This is a genomic window from Shewanella sp. 5_MG-2023, from assembly GCF_030547465.1.
Taxonomy (GTDB): Bacteria; Pseudomonadota; Gammaproteobacteria; order Enterobacterales; family Shewanellaceae; genus Shewanella.
In genome coordinates this window covers 37,271-55,677 of the sequence record NZ_JAUORC010000004.1, presented here as the reverse complement: position 1 = coordinate 55,677, position 18,407 = coordinate 37,271, and the positions used below count along the sequence as shown (strand labels likewise).

The 18,407-nt window shown below is 41.8% G+C and carries 16 protein-coding genes; 5 read left to right on the top strand and 11 right to left on the bottom strand.

Going from position 1 to position 18,407, the window contains the following annotated elements; translation table 11 throughout:
* Nucleotides 1-219 precede the first annotated feature (219 nt).
* The 3 genes from Q4557_RS03095 to Q4557_RS03085 all read right to left on the bottom strand — a co-directional run bounded on the left by Q4557_RS03095 (nucleotide 220) and on the right by Q4557_RS03085 (nucleotide 4,865).
* Nucleotides 220-2,145, bottom strand: a complete 1,926-nt coding sequence (locus Q4557_RS03095; protein WP_241901124.1) for a bifunctional diguanylate cyclase/phosphodiesterase — start codon at nucleotides 2,143-2,145, stop codon at nucleotides 220-222.
* A gap of 507 nt (nucleotides 2,146-2,652) precedes the next feature.
* A complete protein-coding gene (gene cynS / locus Q4557_RS03090; protein WP_102439039.1) occupies nucleotides 2,653-3,093 on the bottom strand; it encodes a cyanase in 441 nt (146 codons plus the stop codon).
* A 50-nt stretch (nucleotides 3,094-3,143) separates the two neighbouring features.
* Nucleotides 3,144-4,865, bottom strand: coding sequence for a bifunctional protein-serine/threonine kinase/phosphatase (locus tag Q4557_RS03085; RefSeq protein ID WP_303410594.1), 1,722 nt, complete (start codon nucleotides 4,863-4,865; stop codon nucleotides 3,144-3,146).
* A 409-nt stretch (nucleotides 4,866-5,274) separates the two neighbouring features.
* On the opposite strand from Q4557_RS03085, the gene Q4557_RS03080 reads away from it, so the two are divergent.
* Entirely contained in the window at nucleotides 5,275-5,649 is a 375-nt protein-coding gene (locus Q4557_RS03080; protein WP_102520808.1) for a hypothetical protein, read from the top strand.
* Nucleotides 5,650-5,948: 299 nt separating this feature from the next.
* Here the strand turns inward: Q4557_RS03080 and Q4557_RS03075 are convergent, their stop codons facing one another.
* The gene (locus tag Q4557_RS03075) at nucleotides 5,949-6,845 is read right to left on the bottom strand and encodes a LysR substrate-binding domain-containing protein (RefSeq protein WP_303410743.1); all 897 of its coding nucleotides are present in this window, start codon (nucleotides 6,843-6,845) and stop codon (nucleotides 5,949-5,951) included.
* 263 nt (nucleotides 6,846-7,108) lie between these two features.
* Here Q4557_RS03075 and Q4557_RS03070 point away from each other — a divergent pair, with 263 nt between their 5' ends.
* Nucleotides 7,109-8,077 (top strand): TDT family transporter, encoded by a 969-nt coding sequence (locus tag Q4557_RS03070; RefSeq protein ID WP_303410591.1) that lies wholly within the window; start codon nucleotides 7,109-7,111, stop codon nucleotides 8,075-8,077.
* On the opposite strand, the gene Q4557_RS03065 is transcribed toward Q4557_RS03070, so the two are convergent.
* From Q4557_RS03065 to Q4557_RS03050, 4 genes are all read right to left on the bottom strand, one after another.
* Nucleotides 8,074-10,431, bottom strand: coding sequence for a penicillin acylase family protein (locus Q4557_RS03065; RefSeq protein WP_303410589.1), 2,358 nt, complete (start codon nucleotides 10,429-10,431; stop codon nucleotides 8,074-8,076). The two genes, Q4557_RS03070 and Q4557_RS03065, sit on opposite strands and share 4 nt — an antisense overlap.
* A 127-nt stretch (nucleotides 10,432-10,558) precedes the next feature.
* Nucleotides 10,559-11,299, bottom strand: a complete 741-nt coding sequence (locus tag Q4557_RS03060; protein WP_157937405.1) for a DUF2057 domain-containing protein — start codon at nucleotides 11,297-11,299, stop codon at nucleotides 10,559-10,561.
* A 144-nt stretch (nucleotides 11,300-11,443) separates the two neighbouring features.
* On the bottom strand, nucleotides 11,444-12,085 hold the full coding sequence (locus tag Q4557_RS03055; RefSeq protein ID WP_102477074.1) for a sulfotransferase family protein: 642 nt from the start codon (nucleotides 12,083-12,085) through the stop codon (nucleotides 11,444-11,446).
* A gap of 95 nt (nucleotides 12,086-12,180) precedes the next feature.
* Nucleotides 12,181-12,459 (bottom strand): peptidylprolyl isomerase, encoded by a 279-nt coding sequence (locus tag Q4557_RS03050; RefSeq protein WP_102439027.1) that lies wholly within the window; start codon nucleotides 12,457-12,459, stop codon nucleotides 12,181-12,183.
* Nucleotides 12,460-12,607: 148 nt separating this feature from the next.
* On the opposite strand from Q4557_RS03050, the gene Q4557_RS03045 reads away from it, so the two are divergent.
* Nucleotides 12,608-13,279, top strand: a complete 672-nt coding sequence (locus Q4557_RS03045) for a DsbA family protein (protein WP_303410577.1) — start codon at nucleotides 12,608-12,610, stop codon at nucleotides 13,277-13,279.
* A 148-nt stretch (nucleotides 13,280-13,427) separates the two neighbouring features.
* Here the strand turns inward: Q4557_RS03045 and Q4557_RS03040 are convergent, their stop codons facing one another.
* On the bottom strand, nucleotides 13,428-13,658 hold the full coding sequence (locus Q4557_RS03040; protein ID WP_102439023.1) for a cytochrome c3 family protein: 231 nt from the start codon (nucleotides 13,656-13,658) through the stop codon (nucleotides 13,428-13,430).
* Nucleotides 13,659-14,043: 385 nt separating this feature from the next.
* Nucleotides 14,044-14,691 carry an SOS response-associated peptidase family protein gene (locus tag Q4557_RS03035; RefSeq protein ID WP_303410575.1) on the bottom strand — a complete coding sequence of 216 codons (648 nt, stop codon included), beginning with the start codon at nucleotides 14,689-14,691 and terminating at the stop codon, nucleotides 14,044-14,046.
* Nucleotides 14,692-15,004: 313 nt separating this feature from the next.
* Here Q4557_RS03035 and Q4557_RS03030 point away from each other — a divergent pair, with 313 nt between their 5' ends.
* Entirely contained in the window at nucleotides 15,005-17,242 is a 2,238-nt protein-coding gene (locus Q4557_RS03030; RefSeq protein WP_303410573.1) for an acyl-CoA dehydrogenase, read from the top strand.
* 245 nt (nucleotides 17,243-17,487) lie between these two features.
* Nucleotides 17,488-18,066 (top strand): hypothetical protein, encoded by a 579-nt coding sequence (locus Q4557_RS03025; protein WP_303410571.1) that lies wholly within the window; start codon nucleotides 17,488-17,490, stop codon nucleotides 18,064-18,066.
* Nucleotides 18,067-18,161: 95 nt separating this feature from the next.
* Here the strand turns inward: Q4557_RS03025 and Q4557_RS03020 are convergent, their stop codons facing one another.
* Entirely contained in the window at nucleotides 18,162-18,407 is a 246-nt protein-coding gene (locus tag Q4557_RS03020; RefSeq protein WP_102477078.1) for a TM2 domain-containing protein, read from the bottom strand.

Genomic DNA, 18,407 nt, shown 5'->3' with positions numbered 1-18,407 from the left:
GTTATTTAAGCCCCAAAAACCGATGTATGCATCGGTTTTTTTATGCCTAAATTGGGTCGTACAGCAAGTTAAAAAGCCAGCTTAGAAGTCAGTTGATGATCAGTAATAGCGATTAGCCATTCTATTCACTGAGTGTGGTCAATTTGACGTATCCCAAAAAATGAAGGGCAAGGTAGATGCTGCTATCATGCCCTTTATTAAGGCTAGCTGCGGTTAGGTTTATTCATCTTTATTGATAATCGGATTACACACACCTGTGCCCGTTAATGCAATATGGTTGAGGTTGTTTTTAATCACTTTAGAACCAACATTGAATGAGGTTTCAGGTCGACTGATGAGGTAACCTTGCACACAATGAATGCCCAGTTTTTTGATTAATTCAAATTGAGAGGCCACTTCAACGCCTTCAGCAACCACTTTTAAATCAAGGGTTTTCCCCAAGTTACTAATCGAATCTAAAATCTTTTCGTATTTAGGGTTAATAGTAGCTTGGTCAATAAACAGCTTATCAATTTTGATCACATCAACGGGTAAATTAGCCAATGTTGAAAGGGAGCTAAAGCCAGTGCCAAAATCATCGATGGCAATTAATACCCCTTGGCGGCGTAGTTTTTGTAAATCATTAATAATAGTGTCAGATGCATGGATTAAACATGATTCTGTTATCTCCAATAATAATGCTCTAGCTGGTAAGCCTGTTTTCGCTAAGGTGTCCATAATCCAGTCGTATAACGGCACATGCTTTAATTGCACCCCTGAGATATTCACTGAAATTCGGACTTTATTCATGCCGGCATTGTGCCAAGCTGACATTTGGCGACAGGCTTCAAATAAAATCCAGTTACCCAGTTCAATGATCAAGTTTGAGTCTTCTGCGATTGGGATAAATTCAGTTGGGGTGATTGGGCCTTCAATAGGGTGATTCCAACGGACTAAGCATTCGAAGTAATCGATACTGCAGTCATCAACGCTGACAATCGGTTGAAATGATAAGCTGAAATTTTGGCTGGCAATGGCTAAACGCATTTCTTCGAGTAGGTAGTGATAGCGGCGAATTTTATTACCCATTTCTGGCGAATAGACACGAAAAATACCGCGACCATCGGCTTTGGCGCGGTACATGGCCACATCGGCCATTTGTAATAGTGTATTGGGGTTTGATGCGCTGTCAGGGTAGCTAGCAATGCCAATGCTAGCACCAATTTTTATGATTTTATTACCAAGTACGAAATCTCGTTCAACTTCTTGTAGCACGTTTTTAGCGACTTCCACTGCACGGTTGTCATCGTCAATGTGATCAATAAAAATAGAGAATTCATCACCGCCTAAGCGGGATAGATTTAGCTCTAAATTTACCCCAGAGCCGATATAGCTAAGGTCATGGTTTCTGATCACTGTGGATAATCGATTGGCAACTTGAATGAGCACTTCATCGCCAAAGCTGTGGCCAAAGGAGTCATTAACCTGTTTAAATCCATCTAAGTCTATGAATAGTAAGGCTTGTTTGGTGCCATCTTTTTGGGCGCGTTGTAACTGTTTTTCTAAGTGTTCAAGGTAGGCATGGCGATCGACAAGACCGGTGAGCTTGTCTTGAAATATAGTTAACTGGGTATCAATATTTTGTTGTTTTACATGCCTATTTAACTCATTTAATGCCACGCTAATGTGTGACAGAGTATTGTTAGTGTGATTGTTTGGCTGCTTTATTTTGAAGGTCGCTAACAATTTATCGGTTTCATTACTGATAAATTCAAGTGATGCACTGTTCTTCTTATCAGAACTGGCTTTGATATAAAAAGGGATAAAGCAGGCAAATAGAAACATGAGTAGTAATGGCACATTACTGAACATCATCATAGCGCCAAACACGTCTGTGACCTTGACTACGGTGAGTTCATTGTCATCCCGAGCCAGTACCGCAAAGTAATGCTGCCCAGATTTCACGATATCATTTTCTAAAAACAGCCACTTTTCCCAATTGGAATTAGTATCTATGACATTGGCAGGTGCAATCTTAATTACGTTGTGGTGAAAATTTTCAGTATGAATAGCATCGATACCCTGGCTAAAACTTAACACCAGTAATACGTTCATCATCATCAAAAAGCTAATTAACATGAATACGAACTTTGAAATTTTAGTCATAAAGAGTCTTAGTAAAGTGTGCCGATTGAAAATCGTATGATGTTCGCATTTTGTTTACGGTAGTTGGCAATTTTGTTTCAATGATGTAGCGGCTGAATTATAAGCTCATTAATACGGGGATACAAGATTTTTTTGGGTTATCGAATTGTTAAAAAGTGCAATAAATATAATGTGTTACGAATGTGACAAAGCTTTTTCTGTGGACGAGGGGAGCGTTTTAACCAGATTTGTAACTGGCTTTAAATTGGCTTTTTTTACAGTGCAATAAGGTGAAGTAATAATATGAATTAGCATTATATTCGGCACTATAGCCAATTGGCTTTGACCCGTCAGTTATTTGCCCAACATAGATGGCACAAAAGTATTAAGGTAATAGCACTGCTTCGGTTAACTTTATCGCGTCACTGTTACAAAAATCCCACCGCCCATTAATGGCGATAGGATTTATTAATCGGCGAGGCATGGTCTAGGTAGTTACACCTTGTCTAGCTCAGTTGTAATTGCCAGTTACCATTTCTTATAAGGTAAAAATTTACCATTCATGGTCACTAATACGCGATCGCCTTTGGGATCTTCAATTTTATCAATGTTTAAACTAAAATCGATTGCGCTCATTATCCCGTCACCAAATTTTTCATGGATCACAGCTTTCATCGGCATACCATACACCTGCATGATCTCGTAAAAGCGATACACTAATGGATCGGTAGGCACTGTCGGGCCTAAGCCTTTAAGTTGGGAGTTGGTTAGTGGCATCATTTGCTCTGCTTCGATACCTAAGGCTTGTGCAATTTGAATTGCTTCAGCTTCAGATGCACAGGCTTGGCCGTAGCATAATGCCGCCACCCAGACCTCATCTCGGCCCACCATCTGACCTATATCATTGAAGGTGAGTTTTTGTGCTTTTTTGGCAGCTAAAATCGTTTTACTTAGGGTGTTGATTTCCATAGTGCAGCTCCAGTTTAAGTGACATAGTTAAGGTAAAGTTAATTAGCACATCAGCGAAATATTAATAGCAAGATGATGAGACTTAAAATTGCACAAATCCCTTGCCAGAACTTAACAGGCTCGCGCTCGATAAGTGGGGCACGGGTTTTATTTAAAAAAGCTTGAGTGGGATGACGCAAGTCGTATAAGTATTCTGATAATTCACTGTAGCGTTTATAAGGATTAGGATGGAGCGCTTTTTTTAACGCATCATCAATCCAGGCCGGGATGTCGCGCTCATCATCCAATACTGATTGATATACCAAGCGGTTTTGCGCCGCTTTGGTCCTTGCTTGGGACATCTTACCGTCGAAGGGTAATTTGCCGCTGAGCATTTGATAGGTGATCACCGCCAGTGAAAAGTTATCAGCCATATGGGTGATAACTTCACCTACAAAGTATTCGGGGGCGGTATACTGCACTGTGCCGAGAATATCGGCATGTACGATTGGGGATGATATTTCAGCAAGACCAGCTACTTTGGTGGCGCCAAAATCTATGATTTTTACCATGCCATTAATGTCAATCATGATGTTTTCAGGGCGTAAATCTTGATGGATCATTTCTTGCCGATGAAAAGCCCGCAAGCCTTTAGCTATTTGCTCGACAATATCACGCACGGTTTCAATAGCGGGTTGTGGATTATCTAACATCCACTGGCTCAGGGTAATGCCTTCGATGTATTCCATGGCTACATAGAGATAATTACGCTGTTTAGTGGGCGGACAAGGCTTAAGGATATGGGCATTATTTAGCCTTCTGGCAATCCACTCTTCCATTAAAAATCGTTCAAGATAAGCAGGATCACCTTGTAAATCTATTGATGGTGTTTTAATGACAACTTTTTCTAGGTTGTCGATATCCATGGCCAAGTACACATGGCTGCGACTGCTATGGTGCAAAGCCCTGAGGATTTGATAGCCGTCAAAATTCATTCTGGCATCAAGAATAGGTGGAAAAGGTTGTTCGGTGAGTTTTTGTAAAGCTTCATCAGCGCTTTGCAGCGGCAAGTCATCAATGCGGATAATTTGAATGGTTAAATTGTCTTGGCTGCCATTGGCCAGTGCAACCTCTGCAATGACTTGGGCGGCAATATCTAAGGCTTGATGATGTAATTTTATTAATGAGTTAATTTCGTCTTCGGAAATAAATTCATAAATGCCATCGGTTGTTAAGATAAAAGTATCACCGACTTCTAGTGCCTTAGCATCATAATCGATTTCTAAGAAGGGGCTGATACCTAGGCCGCGGTTAAGGTAGCTTTTATGAGCGTTTATCCACAGGCGGTGATCTTCAGTAAGCTGAGTTATTTCATTATCCCGCAACCGATAAATGCGGCTATCACCAATATGAAATATATGGGCAGTGGTCGATTTGAAGACCATCGCGCTTAAAGTGCATACATAACCACGATCGTTATCAAATCGATGTTCACTTTTTTGGGATTGGGAATAGAGCCAAGAGTTTGTGGCGGTTAGCACCTGAGCGGCGGACTTTTTAACCGACCAAGATTCTGGCGTGCAACTATAGTCATCTAAAAAGCCCCTTACGCTAGCTTCACTGGCAATTTGGCTCACATCACTACTACTGATCCCATCAGCAATGGCAATAGCAATGCCCTTAGAGGTCAATAGTGGTTGCTTTGGGATCGTGGCGCCATGAAAATCTTGATTGATTTCCTTAATGCCTTTGTTGGAATATTGGCCTATTGAAACGGTGAGCTTTCGAGTCATATATTTTCTTATTAAGCTAAAAGTAATGGCTCATCAGCGCCAATCATAAATACTTGCTTTTAAGTGCAACTAACATTCCAAAACGTGGCCAGTGCGCAATGTTAACTCAGTCAAAAGGCTAACAAGTTATAGCGTTGCAGCATTACTATTGCCTAGCGGTAACTAAGTTAAACCAATGAAAGTCTGTGATGGCGCTCAGTTGGTCGTTTGCTTTGTTACGTAATGGTGCAGTGCGAATAATTAACGCACTTAAATAGATCGAAATAGCGGCTGTGACTGGCTTATTGGCTTTGGGGTTAAAACATTATCCATTAGCAATAGTTAATTTAACGGGCTGTGTTTTATATAACGGTTTATATCTTTAAAATCAGTATAATTATACTTAAGCTAATTAACTGTGGAACACGCTGTGCTTACAAAAATACTGGTAACCTTGTTAGTGATCGTCGCTTGTGTGCTGTACATACGCAGCGGTCGTGGCACAAAGAAAAAGCCGGCTTTAGTGTCAATGGGCAGTGATTCTTCACCGCTATTTTCAAAGTTGATTATTTATCCGATGATCGCCGTTTCGATGCTAGTAACTGCAGCCTTTTGGGGCTGGTCATGGTATGACGATAATAAAATTGTGCAAGTGACCATTTCATCGCCTGTTGAAGCGATGTCGGCAACTTATTATGTGCGCAAAAAAGACATTGAAGCGCAGCGTATTACCACTGTGGATGGCATTCAAATTCGCTTATCTAACCAAGAGCGTATAACGGTAGCGGCACCTACTACGAAGTGATTTTCAGCTCGACTCGATGAACAAGTTATTTAGTTTTTCGTTTGCCATTGCAAACAAAACCTCATAAAGCGTTTGAGCAGTGGATTTTGGTATTTGTCTTTATGTACTAGCAATCAGAAACAAATGGGCAGCATTACTGCCGCTGCAATACCTTATTGATATCAAGGCTGAACACTTGATTGCCATTGCAAACAAAACCTCATAAAGCGTTTGAGTAGTGGATTTTGGTATTTGTCTTTATGTACTAGCAATCAGAAACAAATGGGCGGCATTACTGCCGCTGCAATACCTTATTGATATCAAAGCTGAACACTTGATTGCCATTGCAAACAAAACGTCATAAATCTTTTGAGTAGTGGGCTTTGGTATTTGTCTTTATGTACCAGCAGCCAAAAGCTGCGCGGCATTTCAATTGGTTGTTTGAGTAAACTAACTCGGCCACTTTCTATAGCATATTGCGCGGCTAAGGTGGATAAGCAACCTAAGCCCAGCCCTGCTGAGACACTGCTAATTAATGCCTCTGTGGTATTAAGCTCAAAGGCCAGTTGCCAGTGTTTAAGTTGTGGTGCCAGCGTATTGATAAAGCATTCTCGCGATCCGGAACCTGGCTCTCTTAACACCCAATCATGATTGTCTAAATCGTTAATAGTTACCTTTTCAAGCTTAGCTAGAGGGTGCTCAGAAGCACTAATAACACACATGTTATCGGCACTGAAGGGCACAGAGAGGAGATCAGGGTGGTAATTATCTCGTTCAATTAAGGCGACATCTAGTTCAAAATCAAGCAGTTTTTGGCAAATAGTAGCGGAGTTTGAAATGAATAAACTTTGGCTGAAGTGTTGCTGTTGCTGGCGAAACTGGCTCAGTAAATAAGGGCTAACATGGTTGCCTATGGTGTCACTACTACCAAGCCTGAGTTTACCGCTATTGGCGTGCTCATCATCAAAGAGGGTATTGATTTGCTGGGCGCGATCCAGTAATTCATCGGCCAAAGGCTGCAGTTTTTGACCTTCTTGATTAAGGATAAGTCGATTATTTACGCGATCAAATAGTGGCTGTCCTAAGTGTTTTTCAAGCTCTGCTAGCGCCATGCTTACCGCCGCTTTTGATAAGTATAGTTTTTCAGCTGCTGCAGTTAAGGTGTTGTGCTGAGTAATAGCGTTAAATACATTGAGCTGCCGCAAAGATATCAGTATCGCCATGGTGTTATCATCCCCGCTTTTCATGGTTATCATTAGCGCTGACTTAGGTTTAACGCCAGTTTGCTTTTATTGTCAGTTGTTTTGTTGATGGCCTAATTATACGTTCAATTAAACTTAACGCATGTTTTAAATAATTGGATATATCTGAACAATTAGCAAGAGTAATATCAACTCAAGCTAAAAAGTTGAAACTCTTTTATTGCAATCTCTTTGATTGCTAACAAAGGGGTTTATCCGAGAGTTAAGTTGAGGCCACCATGATAAACATCGCTAAAGCTAAATTAATGACCGCTCCAACCCCTATGGCAGGCTTAGCATTGGCGATTGCTAGCTTAGGTTGGTGCTGGGAGAATCTCGCCGATTTTCAGGGTTATGGTCAATGGGGCAGCGCTGCTATTGCGAGCCTATTATTACTGGTGTTAACGCTGAAGTTTTTATTGCTGTCTCATACCTTAAAGGCAGATTTAGCGCACCCTGTGGTTGGCAGTGTAGTACCGACCTTTGCCATGGCCACCATGGTAGTATCTAACTCAGTTGGGCATTTTTACCCTCAAGTCGGTGATGCTTTATGGTTATTTGCAGTAGGGCTTCATATCGTATTTTTGATTAGCTTTTTATATCACCGCGCTAAAGCATTTGAGCTACATCATATGGTGCCAAGTTGGTTTGTGCCGCCGGTGGGGATTATCGTGGCCGATGTGTCTTTTTCAGGTAACCCGCAATTGACATTAATCGCCCATATCGCCTTGGTATTTGGCATGCTTGCCTATGCCTTGATGCTGCCGGTGATGATTTATCGTTTGATATTTACCCATGAAGTGCCTGATGCGGCTAAACCGACCATGGCAATTTTAGCGGCGCCAGCAAGCTTATCACTAGCGGGTTATTTAACGGTAACGGCTACGCCATCACCCATTATCATTGCCTTACTATTTGGCATTGCAGTGCTGATGACCAGTATTATTTATTTAGCCTTCTTTAAGTTACTAACCCTCCCTTTTAGCCCTGGCTATGCCGCGTTTACTTTCCCTATGGTCATAGGCGCGACAGCATTATTTAAAATGATCAGCTGGATGCAAAGCATTAATATGGCTGAGCAATACATTCAGCAAGTGCGGATACTGGCTATTATAGAATTATCGATAGCCACCGTGGTAGTGGTGTATGTGGCCGCGTGCTATTTACACTTTTACCAATCCCGAAGGGCAAAATCCGCGCAAGTTTAGCGCGGCTTAATGGTTAATGTGTGCTCAATAGTTTGTGGCAATAATGGCGTAGCTTGATTATTAACATATTGCTGATAGCCACTACGATAATAAGGCGATAACGGGTGGCCAGATTGCCCACCAGGAATGCTCATGATGGCATCTTGCTCATTGCCCGGTTGTACAATAAATCGCTGTGAGGCGCCAAATGAGGCACCTTGCACCGCTGGCATAAAGCTGTCGCCATAACCTTGTGCAGCAGGCATATCTAACCAATGGCTCAGTAAGGGCATCTGTTTTGAAAATGGGTGCTTAATGTCTAGCTTATTTACCTCACCCCAGCGTAAATCAGCTAGCTGATTATCTTGACTGTGCTGTTTAAGTAAGGCGGTTTTAGCCTGTTTGTAGGCGCTGATGGCAAATTCATCCCAACTTTGGAATTGCTTAGGTAGCCAGCTTTTAGGCTGCTGATTGATCAGTTGCCACATAGGCGTTTCTAAATAGCGCTTAATCACAGCTAAGCTGCTGCCTTGGCTTGTTAGATTAGTTTCAATCGGCGCAAAGCTTTGATCTATCATGGCGGCGCGAAAATGTTTTACTAAGCTATAGCCCACCGAGTCTGCACAGGCACAATCGCCCCATTGATTGATGAACTTAACATCTTCAGCGAACCGTTTGGGTTGTTGGCTTAGCAGATTAAGTAGGTATTGCTGCCAAGGCTGTAAAAATCGTGCTTGATTATCTAGCTGCAAATTAAAAAAATCAGTTTCAGTAAATTGCTCTTGCTCATGTAATCTGTCCCGAATTTGCGTAGCGCGGGCCCCAAGAGCATAGCCGCCATCACCGAATTGGGCTAAATCTTGGGTGGAGAGCACCCGTGAATTAGCGGTCCAAATACGATGGCTGAGTGGGTTAATGACACTTGGGACATTGGGTTGGGGTTGCTGCCAAGCTTGGGTTTGCACTTCAGTTGCTGTTTGAGCGACATTGGCAGGATTACTACGACTTGGTAGCGCGCCAGCTATCTTCCAGCCCGCGTTACCTTGGCTGTCTGCTAACAACATATTTTGTGCTGGAATACCGATACTGCTGGCTAATGCCATGGCTTGATCGACTGTGGTTGTTTGCTCTAGTTCAATTAAGCCCATATTAACCGCATAGTCTTGATGGGCGACCCATGATAGTGCGTAGTTTTTATCATTAACGGTTTTTACCGGGCCATATTCACTGACTTGTACTGTATGCATCACTTCTGAGCTGGGCAGTTTAATCGGCTCATATTCAAGCGCTATTTCAGTGTTGGCGTCAATTTCAACCCAGTCAGCGGTGTCCACATAACTGTTGGTAAATCCCCAAGCGAGCTTGCCATTAGAGCCCACAACAATGGCTGGCGCGCCGGGTAATGAGACGCCAGTTATTTGCGCCGATGGATTGGTATTATTTGGGACATTATTGGTTTTAGCATCGCTAATGCTGGGGTAATTTAATTGCGCTCGATACCAGATAATAGGTACGGCAAACGATAAGTGCATATCATCAGATAACATTGCCCGGCCAGACTTGGTAAGCTCTCCGGTCACTGCCCAGTTATTGCTGCCGACCTCTAATGGGGCGGTGATTGTGCTGCTGTTTGCTTGAGCCAAAAGCTGGGGCTCAAGTGTTGGGATATCGCCGTCAAAGTAGGGGATTTGGCTATCATCAAGAGCTGCCTGATGGTGGCTTGTTTGGGTTAAAAATGCCAGCATATCGGGGCCAAAGGTCTGTTTTATTTGGGTTAAGGCCATATCTCGCTTAATGGTATTGCCTTGTAAATCAAGATACATACTAAATATGACCAATAAGCTGTCGGTTTCATGCCATGGTTGAGGACTTGATTGGGTGAGTAGGTATTCAAATGAGGACAGAGTTTGCGCCTTCAGTGCGGCATTTACCCCTTTAGTGTAAACCCTAAGGGTTTGCTTTTCTTTTGTGGTTAAGCCACCAAATATCATTTGTGCCCGTTTGCGTAGCTGATGAAAGCGGCGGTTTTTATCGCGCTCAAGTGCCTTTTCACCAAATATTTCAGCCAGTTCACCTGCGGCATTGCGTCGTAATAAGTCCATTTGAAAAAAGCGGTCTTGGCTGTGGGCATAGCCAAGGGCATAAGAGGCATCAAGGCGGTTGCTGGCGCTGATAATCGCCGTGCCGAGTTCATCACGTTCAATGGTGACAGGCGCTGTTATATCTTGGCTATTAAAGCTTGTATTTAAGCTGGGCATACTTAGGCGCAATACACTATAAATGGCTAATAACACCAGCATGATCAGTACGACTAGGCTGGTGAGCGTGTATTTGGTGACGTTAGATTGCAACACCTTGGTAAAGCTAATAGACATGGTTATGACCCTAAAGAATATTCGAGTCTATGATAACCAAGGTTACTAGTTTGTTAACAGTATTTTATTGCTTATAGCAAAATAACTTAACGTTATAAAATAGCGTTTATAAATTAGGGTTAGTTAATCATTGCTGATTAATTTTGGCTTTAAATTTAGCGCGAGTTTCTTGATTGGCTTTACTGTACCAATAATCGAGCATTTCAGTGATTTCTGCCTGATCTTGAGCAATTGTCTTAGGTGTCATCGCTGTCGGAGCTAATGCTGGCGCAGCCGCGACAGTGGCAGGTGCTGCTGTGGTCGTTGACGCAGGAGTTATCGTTGCTGTCGAGGTTATTGTTGGTGCAGCAGTTAACGCTGGCTTAGTCGCGAGATTGGCGTTATCGACACTTAGCGGCGTAAAGCTCATGGCGGCAGGTTTATTGCTAAGGTTGTACTGGCTGAGCTCAAGCTCAAAATCGCGGCCTAATTGCAGCCCATCTTTTAGGAGTAAATCTTGTATAAACTCCACAGGTAGACCTTGGCTATTGGTAAGGGTTAATTGGGGCGATTTATTAAAGCTATTGGCGGCATTTCGATTGCGTATGCTTGGCAGTTTAAGGCGATAGGTATCATTACTGGCGCTAAACTTTACGATCACCGCTTCAGATTTAAATTGCGTTTGCATGCCGCTATCACGGTAATTAACCTGATAGCGAAATAGCAGCTGATTGTCACCTTCAACCAAAGTCACTTCATCAGTATCCAATTGTTGGCCATTCAATAGCAATACATCAACACTACTAGGAATATCTAATACGCTAGCGGCAAAGCTTGCAGGGCTGGTGATGACGACGAGGAGTCCGATGATAAGTGGATGTAATTTCATGGTGTTCTCATTATGGCTAGAAGTGGGTATGGTCACTATTGGCATTGAATGATGCTGAGCGAGCAGTGACTATTTGTTCAAAACAATGCTTAATCGTTCCATTAAGTTATAGCAAAGCTCGCCTGAGTTACAACTTAGGCATAACTAACTTTTAGGAATTCGATAATCAAAAAACTTGCGATGTTCAGGGCCTGCTAAGTTGGTATTCACTTTATTAGGGTGCTTATATTCGCCCCAGCTTGCCACATGGGTGCCAACATTAAGCTGTGGAAACTCAGCAGTGGGGCTGTCATGTATACCAATGAAGTTGAGTAAAGTTTGCAGGCTATTGTTATCGCTAAGTTTTATCGATAGAAAGTCATCTCGATGCTTAAAGTAATGGTAAACAGCTTGTTGATGCGCAAGGTAGCAAGCTTTTAAACGCGCTTCATCTAGCAGATTATCAGCGTCTAACGGGCCAAAAGTTTGTTTGAAACAGCGCTTAAGGATCGGATGGAAGGTGCCGGTTTTATCGGCAAGGTTTGGCCTCATTTTTGTGAGCAGCATTTGTATTGACGCAACCCAAGTGTCGATAGGTCGGTCGATGTAGACAAATTTGGCATCGGGAAATAACTGATCTAACTGTGGGTAATCACAAAAACAGGGCACATCTGAAACCACATCGGCCACTTCAAAAGCGCGTTTGGTTAAACCGATATGGGCGACTTTTAATCCCTGTTCAAGTAAGGCAGCACTCACGCTGGTGGTGCCAGTTCTGGGCAAACCAATGATAAACACTTTGGACATGATTGCTCTCGATTAATACTCAAGAAACAATGATGTTAGGCTTGGGTATGGTGAGTTAAATGTGCGCCGAAAACGCAATAAACTAAGGTGACTCCTTAGGTGCGGTACAAAATTTTTATCACATGCCAACCGAACTTGGTTTTAACTAAATGGGGGGTAATAAGCTCACCAGTAAAACAGACTCTATCGAATTGTGGCACCATTTGACCTTTTTTAAATTCACCTAAGTTACCGCCACTTTTTCCTGAAGGGCACGATGAGTGTTTTCTTGCTAGCACATCAAATTTAGCGCCATTATCAAGTTGCTTGATTAAGTCTTCTGCTTGGGTTTTGTGTTTAACTAATATGTGCAGTGCTGCAGCGGTTCTGGCCATGGGGACTCTCCAATCAATAATGGCCAGATTATACCTTGTTTAATGGCAAAATTTGAATCGAATTTAATCGCCCGAGTTTGACTCTGATTTTTAGTTGAATTGATGGTATAACAGCTAGCTTAGTCCCTTTAAAACAGATGAGTGATACATGTCTCAACGACTCAGCAGCCCGTTAGTGGATCAGCCATTAGCCCGTAAGCAAGTGCAATTGTTTTACGTTTACGACCCTATGTGCAGTTGGTGCTGGGGATATCGCCCCACTTGGCTGGCATTAGCTGAGCAAATCAAGCTGCAGTTGCCTCAGGTGCAACTGACATACCTGTTAGGCGGCTTAGCCCCAGACTCCGATGTGCCAATGCCACTAGAAATGCAGCAATTTTTAGCTAACACCTGGCAAAAAATAGCGACGCAGCTAGGAACCCAATTTAATTTTGATTTTTGGCGTCAATGCAAGCCAAGGCGTTCGAGTTATCCCGCCTGTCGGGCTTGCCTTGTGGCAAGGCACTATGGTTTAGAGCAGCAAATGCTGTTTGCCATTCAACAAGGCTATTATTTGCAGGCGCAAAACCCCTCAGATGACAGCACACTCATTGCATTCGCAAGCCAACTGGGTATTGATGAAGCAGACTTTAGGGCGAAATTAACCTCCAGTGCCACGCAGCAGCAATTACTGTCAGAGCTTAATGTTGCTCAGTCTTTACCTGTTGAGGGTTTTCCGTCACTGGTATTGGCGATTGATCAGCAAAGCTATTGTGTTCCATTGGATTATAAAGATGTTAATGTCAGTCTAAAAGCGATTAACAAGCTGTTAGCTGAGTAACTATCAGTTATTTTTGGTTAATGACAGGCACAAAAAAACCAGTTGCAAGGCAACTGGTTTTTAAGTGCTCTTACTGAGCGTTTAACACTTGATTTTGTGAGTTTGGCCAAATCTGGATTATGGTCAAGCTACATCAAGGTTAAGGAGCTTATTTTACTGTGTGGCAATCAGCACATTCAGTAATAGTAAGATCTGGTGTATGTAGATCAGTATCTAACTCGTGAGCGTCAGTTAGGCTGTGACAATCATTACAAGTTTCGATGTTTGCTTCCATTTCAGCATGCTCTTCAACATTGATAGCATTGTGACAATCAACACAATCAACAGCAAAAGCAGAACCTGCAAACATAAGTGCAGCAATCATAGATAAATATTTCATAGTAACTCCATCATCAGTTAAGGGGCTTAATCGCCCATGCTAAGAACCTAAGTTGGCCTTAACAAACTGCGCATACTCAATGAACCAATATCTTAATGAAAATAAATCCGTTACTTTAAAACTAAGAACACTGAAAATTGGATAGCACATTTTTTAAATTAGTCTTTGTAATACAGCCTAAACTGCCTTACTCGAAGACTATCTTATCGATTTATGTTAATTGAAACTTAAAATTGCCCTTAAAGCTACAGTTTTGCATTTTCTAGCTTAGTTAATTCTCAAGGTTGTGATCTGCTTAATAAAATTCTAGAAAATTAAAATGTGTTAACCCTATCCGAGTTCAGAATTAACAGGGGGAAATTTTTGGAGAAAGCGGCTTAATCATTTAGGCGCGACAGATCTTAATCCATTTCTCTGGTAGTGGATTAAGTAATGGCTGGAGCTGCGAAACATCATGATAAAGCCAGTTGTTAATCTCGGTAGACGGAATAAACAATGGCATGCGGTGGTGATACTGAGCGCATTTATCATTAGGGTTAATGGTAAGTGTAACCAGTTGATTTTCTTCAGGGTACAGTATGCCAGCCATAAACAATGGCTTATTAGCTGCGTGACTGAAGCGATACTTTTGTTTTTTAGTCTGGCGTTCATCGCGCCACTCAAACCAAGCACTACAAGGGATGATACAGCGCTGCTGTTTAAAGGCATTGGCAAAGGTTGCTTTGTCGGCCGCGGTTTCTCCTTGGGCATTAATAATGATTTTTTTAGACCAATTAGGTTTTATCCCCCAAAGGCTATTTATGACAGTTAAAGGCGGAATATTTGCCGAGTGACTTATTGTTGCAATTGCAGTGCTACTAGGGTCTGCGGCATTTATTGATGGGGTTGTTTCAGGGCAAGTACGAGTGATGCAGGTAACAGTATCTGTTGGGCGTAAATCAAGGTTTGTTTGTATCGACAGTGGCATATCAAACAAGTCATCAAGTGTTTGCTTCATGCCATCAAATAGCATTTCAATTCTGCCACACATCATTTCGGCCCCTTTTTATTTCCATTCACTTAAAGTAGCATTTTTTCCCATGAGTTTGACTAATGATTTGTGTCGAGTAGCTTTGAAAATTTGCTTAAATAGCATTCTCGACTTTAAAAATTCAAACGAGCGTATAAATTTTTTAAAAATTTTTTGCTTCAGCGCACACGTGTAAGTTTATGAAATGCTGGTATTATTTTTTAAATGTTACTTTGTTGTTGTAATTATTGGGTTTATTTTTAATTAGAATGTTTGATCTAATTTAATTTTTGTGACGTAATGCACACTATTAGTCTGGTCTGATGAGTGTAAAACTATGAGCTTAAGAACAACATTTAAAAAAGTATTGCCAAGTATTTCGACGACAGAACAAGAAGCGTTAGATGCCGGAGATGTTTGGTTAGAAGGGTCTATTTATCAGGGCATTCCTGATTTTACCGCCTTACGTGACATTCCTGGGGCAACGCTGTCAGCTGATGAGCAAGCTTTCCTCGATGGCCCGGTGCAAACATTAATCGAAATGGTTGATGATTTTGAGATTCAAAATGGTAAACATTTACCAGACAATATTCTTACTTACTTAAAAGAGAACAAATTCTTCTCTTTAATTATTCCTAAGTCTTACGGTGGACTTGAGTTTAGCCCTTATGCTAACTCAACTATCGTAGCGACCATTGCTGCTAAAAGTTCTGCGGTTGCTGTTACGGTCATGGTGCCTAACTCTTTAGGTCCTGGCGAGTTATTAATGCACTACGGTTTAGATAGCCAACGTGACTTTTGGTTGCCTCGTTTAGCTAACGGCCAAGAAATTCCATGTTTTGCGTTAACAAGCCCTGAAGCGGGTTCTGATGCTGGTGGTATTCCTGATATTGGTACCGTCACCATGGGTGAGTATCAAGGCGAGCAAGTACTGGGTTTATCAGTAACTTGGGATAAGCGTTATATCACCTTAGCGCCAATCGCTACGGTACTCGGTTTAGCGTTTAAAGTTGAAGATCCACAAGGTTTATTAGGTGGCAAAGAACAGCTTGGTATTACTTGTGCGCTTATTCCTAAGGCGCACCCTGGTGTGCAATTAGGTAACCGTCATGATCCTATGGGCTGTCGTTTTTATAACGGTACTACCCGTGGTGAGAATGTGTTTATTCCAATGGACTTTATTATTGGTGGTCAAAGCAACATAGGTCGCGGCTGGCAAATGCTGGTTAGCTGTTTAGGCGCTGGCCGGGGTATTTCGCTGCCGGCTTTAGGTGTTTCAGTTAGCCAATGTTCATTTAAGTCTTCTGCTGAATATGCCGCTGTGCGTGAACAGTTTGGTTTATCAATTGGTAAGTTTGAAGGTATTCAAGAAAAGCTTGCAGATATTGCCGGTAAAACTTACTTGCAAGAGGCGATGCGAGTGCTAACCACTGAAGGATTAGGTTTAGGCTTAAAACCTTCTGTAGTAACAGCTATTGCTAAGTATCACATGACAGAGCTTGGACGTGATGTTCTTGATTCTGCTATGGATATTCAAGCTGGTAAAGCGATTCAACGTGGACCACAAAATACCTTAGCATCAGGTTATGTGGCGCAACCTATTGCAATTACCGTTGAAGGTGCCAACATTCTAACCCGTAACTTGATGATTTTTGGTCAAGGGGTGATGCGTTGTCATCCTCACTTACAAAGTATGGTTGAATCAATTCATAGTGATGCAAGTGATGCTGATAAAACCTTTAACCGTATTTTCAGACAAACCGTAGGTTACAGTGTTGGTAATAGTTTACGCGCATTCAAATTAGGCGTATTGCCATTTACTGCTCCTGCTTCATCTGCATTGCCTGAAGTTATTGGTTACGAAAAATCAGTACACAAGCTTGCATCTAAACTGGCTGTTTATGCTGACTTCTCGTTGCTTGTATTAGGCGGCAAGCTTAAACAGGCTGAAATGATCTCAGCACGTCTAGGTGATGTAATGAGTTACCTTTATGCGGCGATGGCATCGATTCGTTTTTACGAGCAAAAATTGTCAGCAGATGAGCGCACGCAAGCTAAGCCATACTTTGATTACGCGACTCGTTGGGCGCTATGTAAAGCTGAAGAAGCACTACTAGGCTTCCTAGAGAACTTCCCATCTAAGCCGACTCGCCAGTTCATGCGTTTAATCACCATGACTTACTCAGCTAAAATGCCAAAAGTGAATGATGATTTGGTCAGAGAGCTTGCCCATCAAGCCCAGCTTGATACTGAGTTTAAAAAGCAGTTAACTCATTTAATTAAGCCTGTTGCTGGTGATGGTAACTACATTAATGAGCAAGCTTACTTAGCTAAAATGGCATGTTTACCTATGCTAGCTAAAGTGAAAAAGGCCCTTAAACAGCGTGTATTTAAAGCTGGGGTTCGTTTCTCGTTAACACTGGATGCCGCGCTTGAAGCTAAGGTTATTACAGCCGATGAGCATAAGCAGCTGCAAGATTACAACTTAAAGCGTGAACGTGCGATTCGAGTTGATGAGTTTGATTTTGATATGAACATAATTACCGATAAAGCGGATTTAAAAATCGCTAACTAATATCGCTAAAATCAGCCTTGTTTAGGATGTTAAAAGCCGCCTTTAAGCGGCTTTTTTGCGTTTAGGGCTTATGTTGGCAAGATTAATGTTTGATTAATTGTCGATTAAATTGTAACCGGCTCACAATTTTGTATTAAAGCTGTATTTTAAGCGCGTTTTAATCATCAAAGTTTGATCTTAGTTCGTTTTTTGCTCAGCGCTAGGGCGTATAAATGAATGATGACCACTAACTTTTGGGGGGAATAATGATCCGTGCTTATAACAGAAAATTGATGTTAATACTCAAGGTGACTTTTATTTGCTTGCTGCCCAGTGTTGGTCATGGTGCTGAGGCCATTGTGGGCGGCGTTGTGGGTTATGCCGATTATAGCGCTTCTTCTGTGGGGCTTTCTGATACTCAAGAAAGTGGCATTAATTACCAATATCGAAGTAGCATTAAACTTAACCCCAGTAATCGACTCTATGGCGCTTATTCCTATAACTCTGATGATATGACTCAGCATGAAGGACTATTAGTCTCCTATGACCGACTGTTTTCGGTTGATGATGTACATGATATAAAATGGTTTATTGGTGCTTCTGCAGGGTTTAGCGGTAATGAAATTCAATTAACCGATTTAGATCGAAGTTATCAAGACTCTGGCAGCAGCTATGTTTATGGCGGACAAGTGGGTTTTCTATTTGATTTGGGACATGATTTTACATCTGAGATAGGTTTTCGTTATTTAAGGCATAATGTCACTTCTTCGATGGAATATAACAGTGCTGCGTTATCAGTTAATGATGCTGAGCAAATTTACTTCGGCATTGATTTTACCTTTTAATCGCTTGTAATAAAAAAGCCATATCAAAATGAATTGATACGGCTTTAAAACTAAGCGGGTTAACTTTTTTAGCCCACTTTTAATTTAGTCATCAATTAACTTGCTTTGATAAACTTGCCTTCAGAATCTTTAAAACTACCAACGGCTATGATAATAAAGTCGATTAGTGTCCAAATACCAAAACCACCTAAAGTTAATAGCATTAGGATACCAGTACCAATTTTACCTGCATAAAAACGGTGCGCACCGAACATACCTAGGAAAAAACATAATAGTAGCGTTGGTACGAATCCTTTGTCGCTTACTTGGACATCTGCAGTTGCTGTTTGTACTTCTGACAT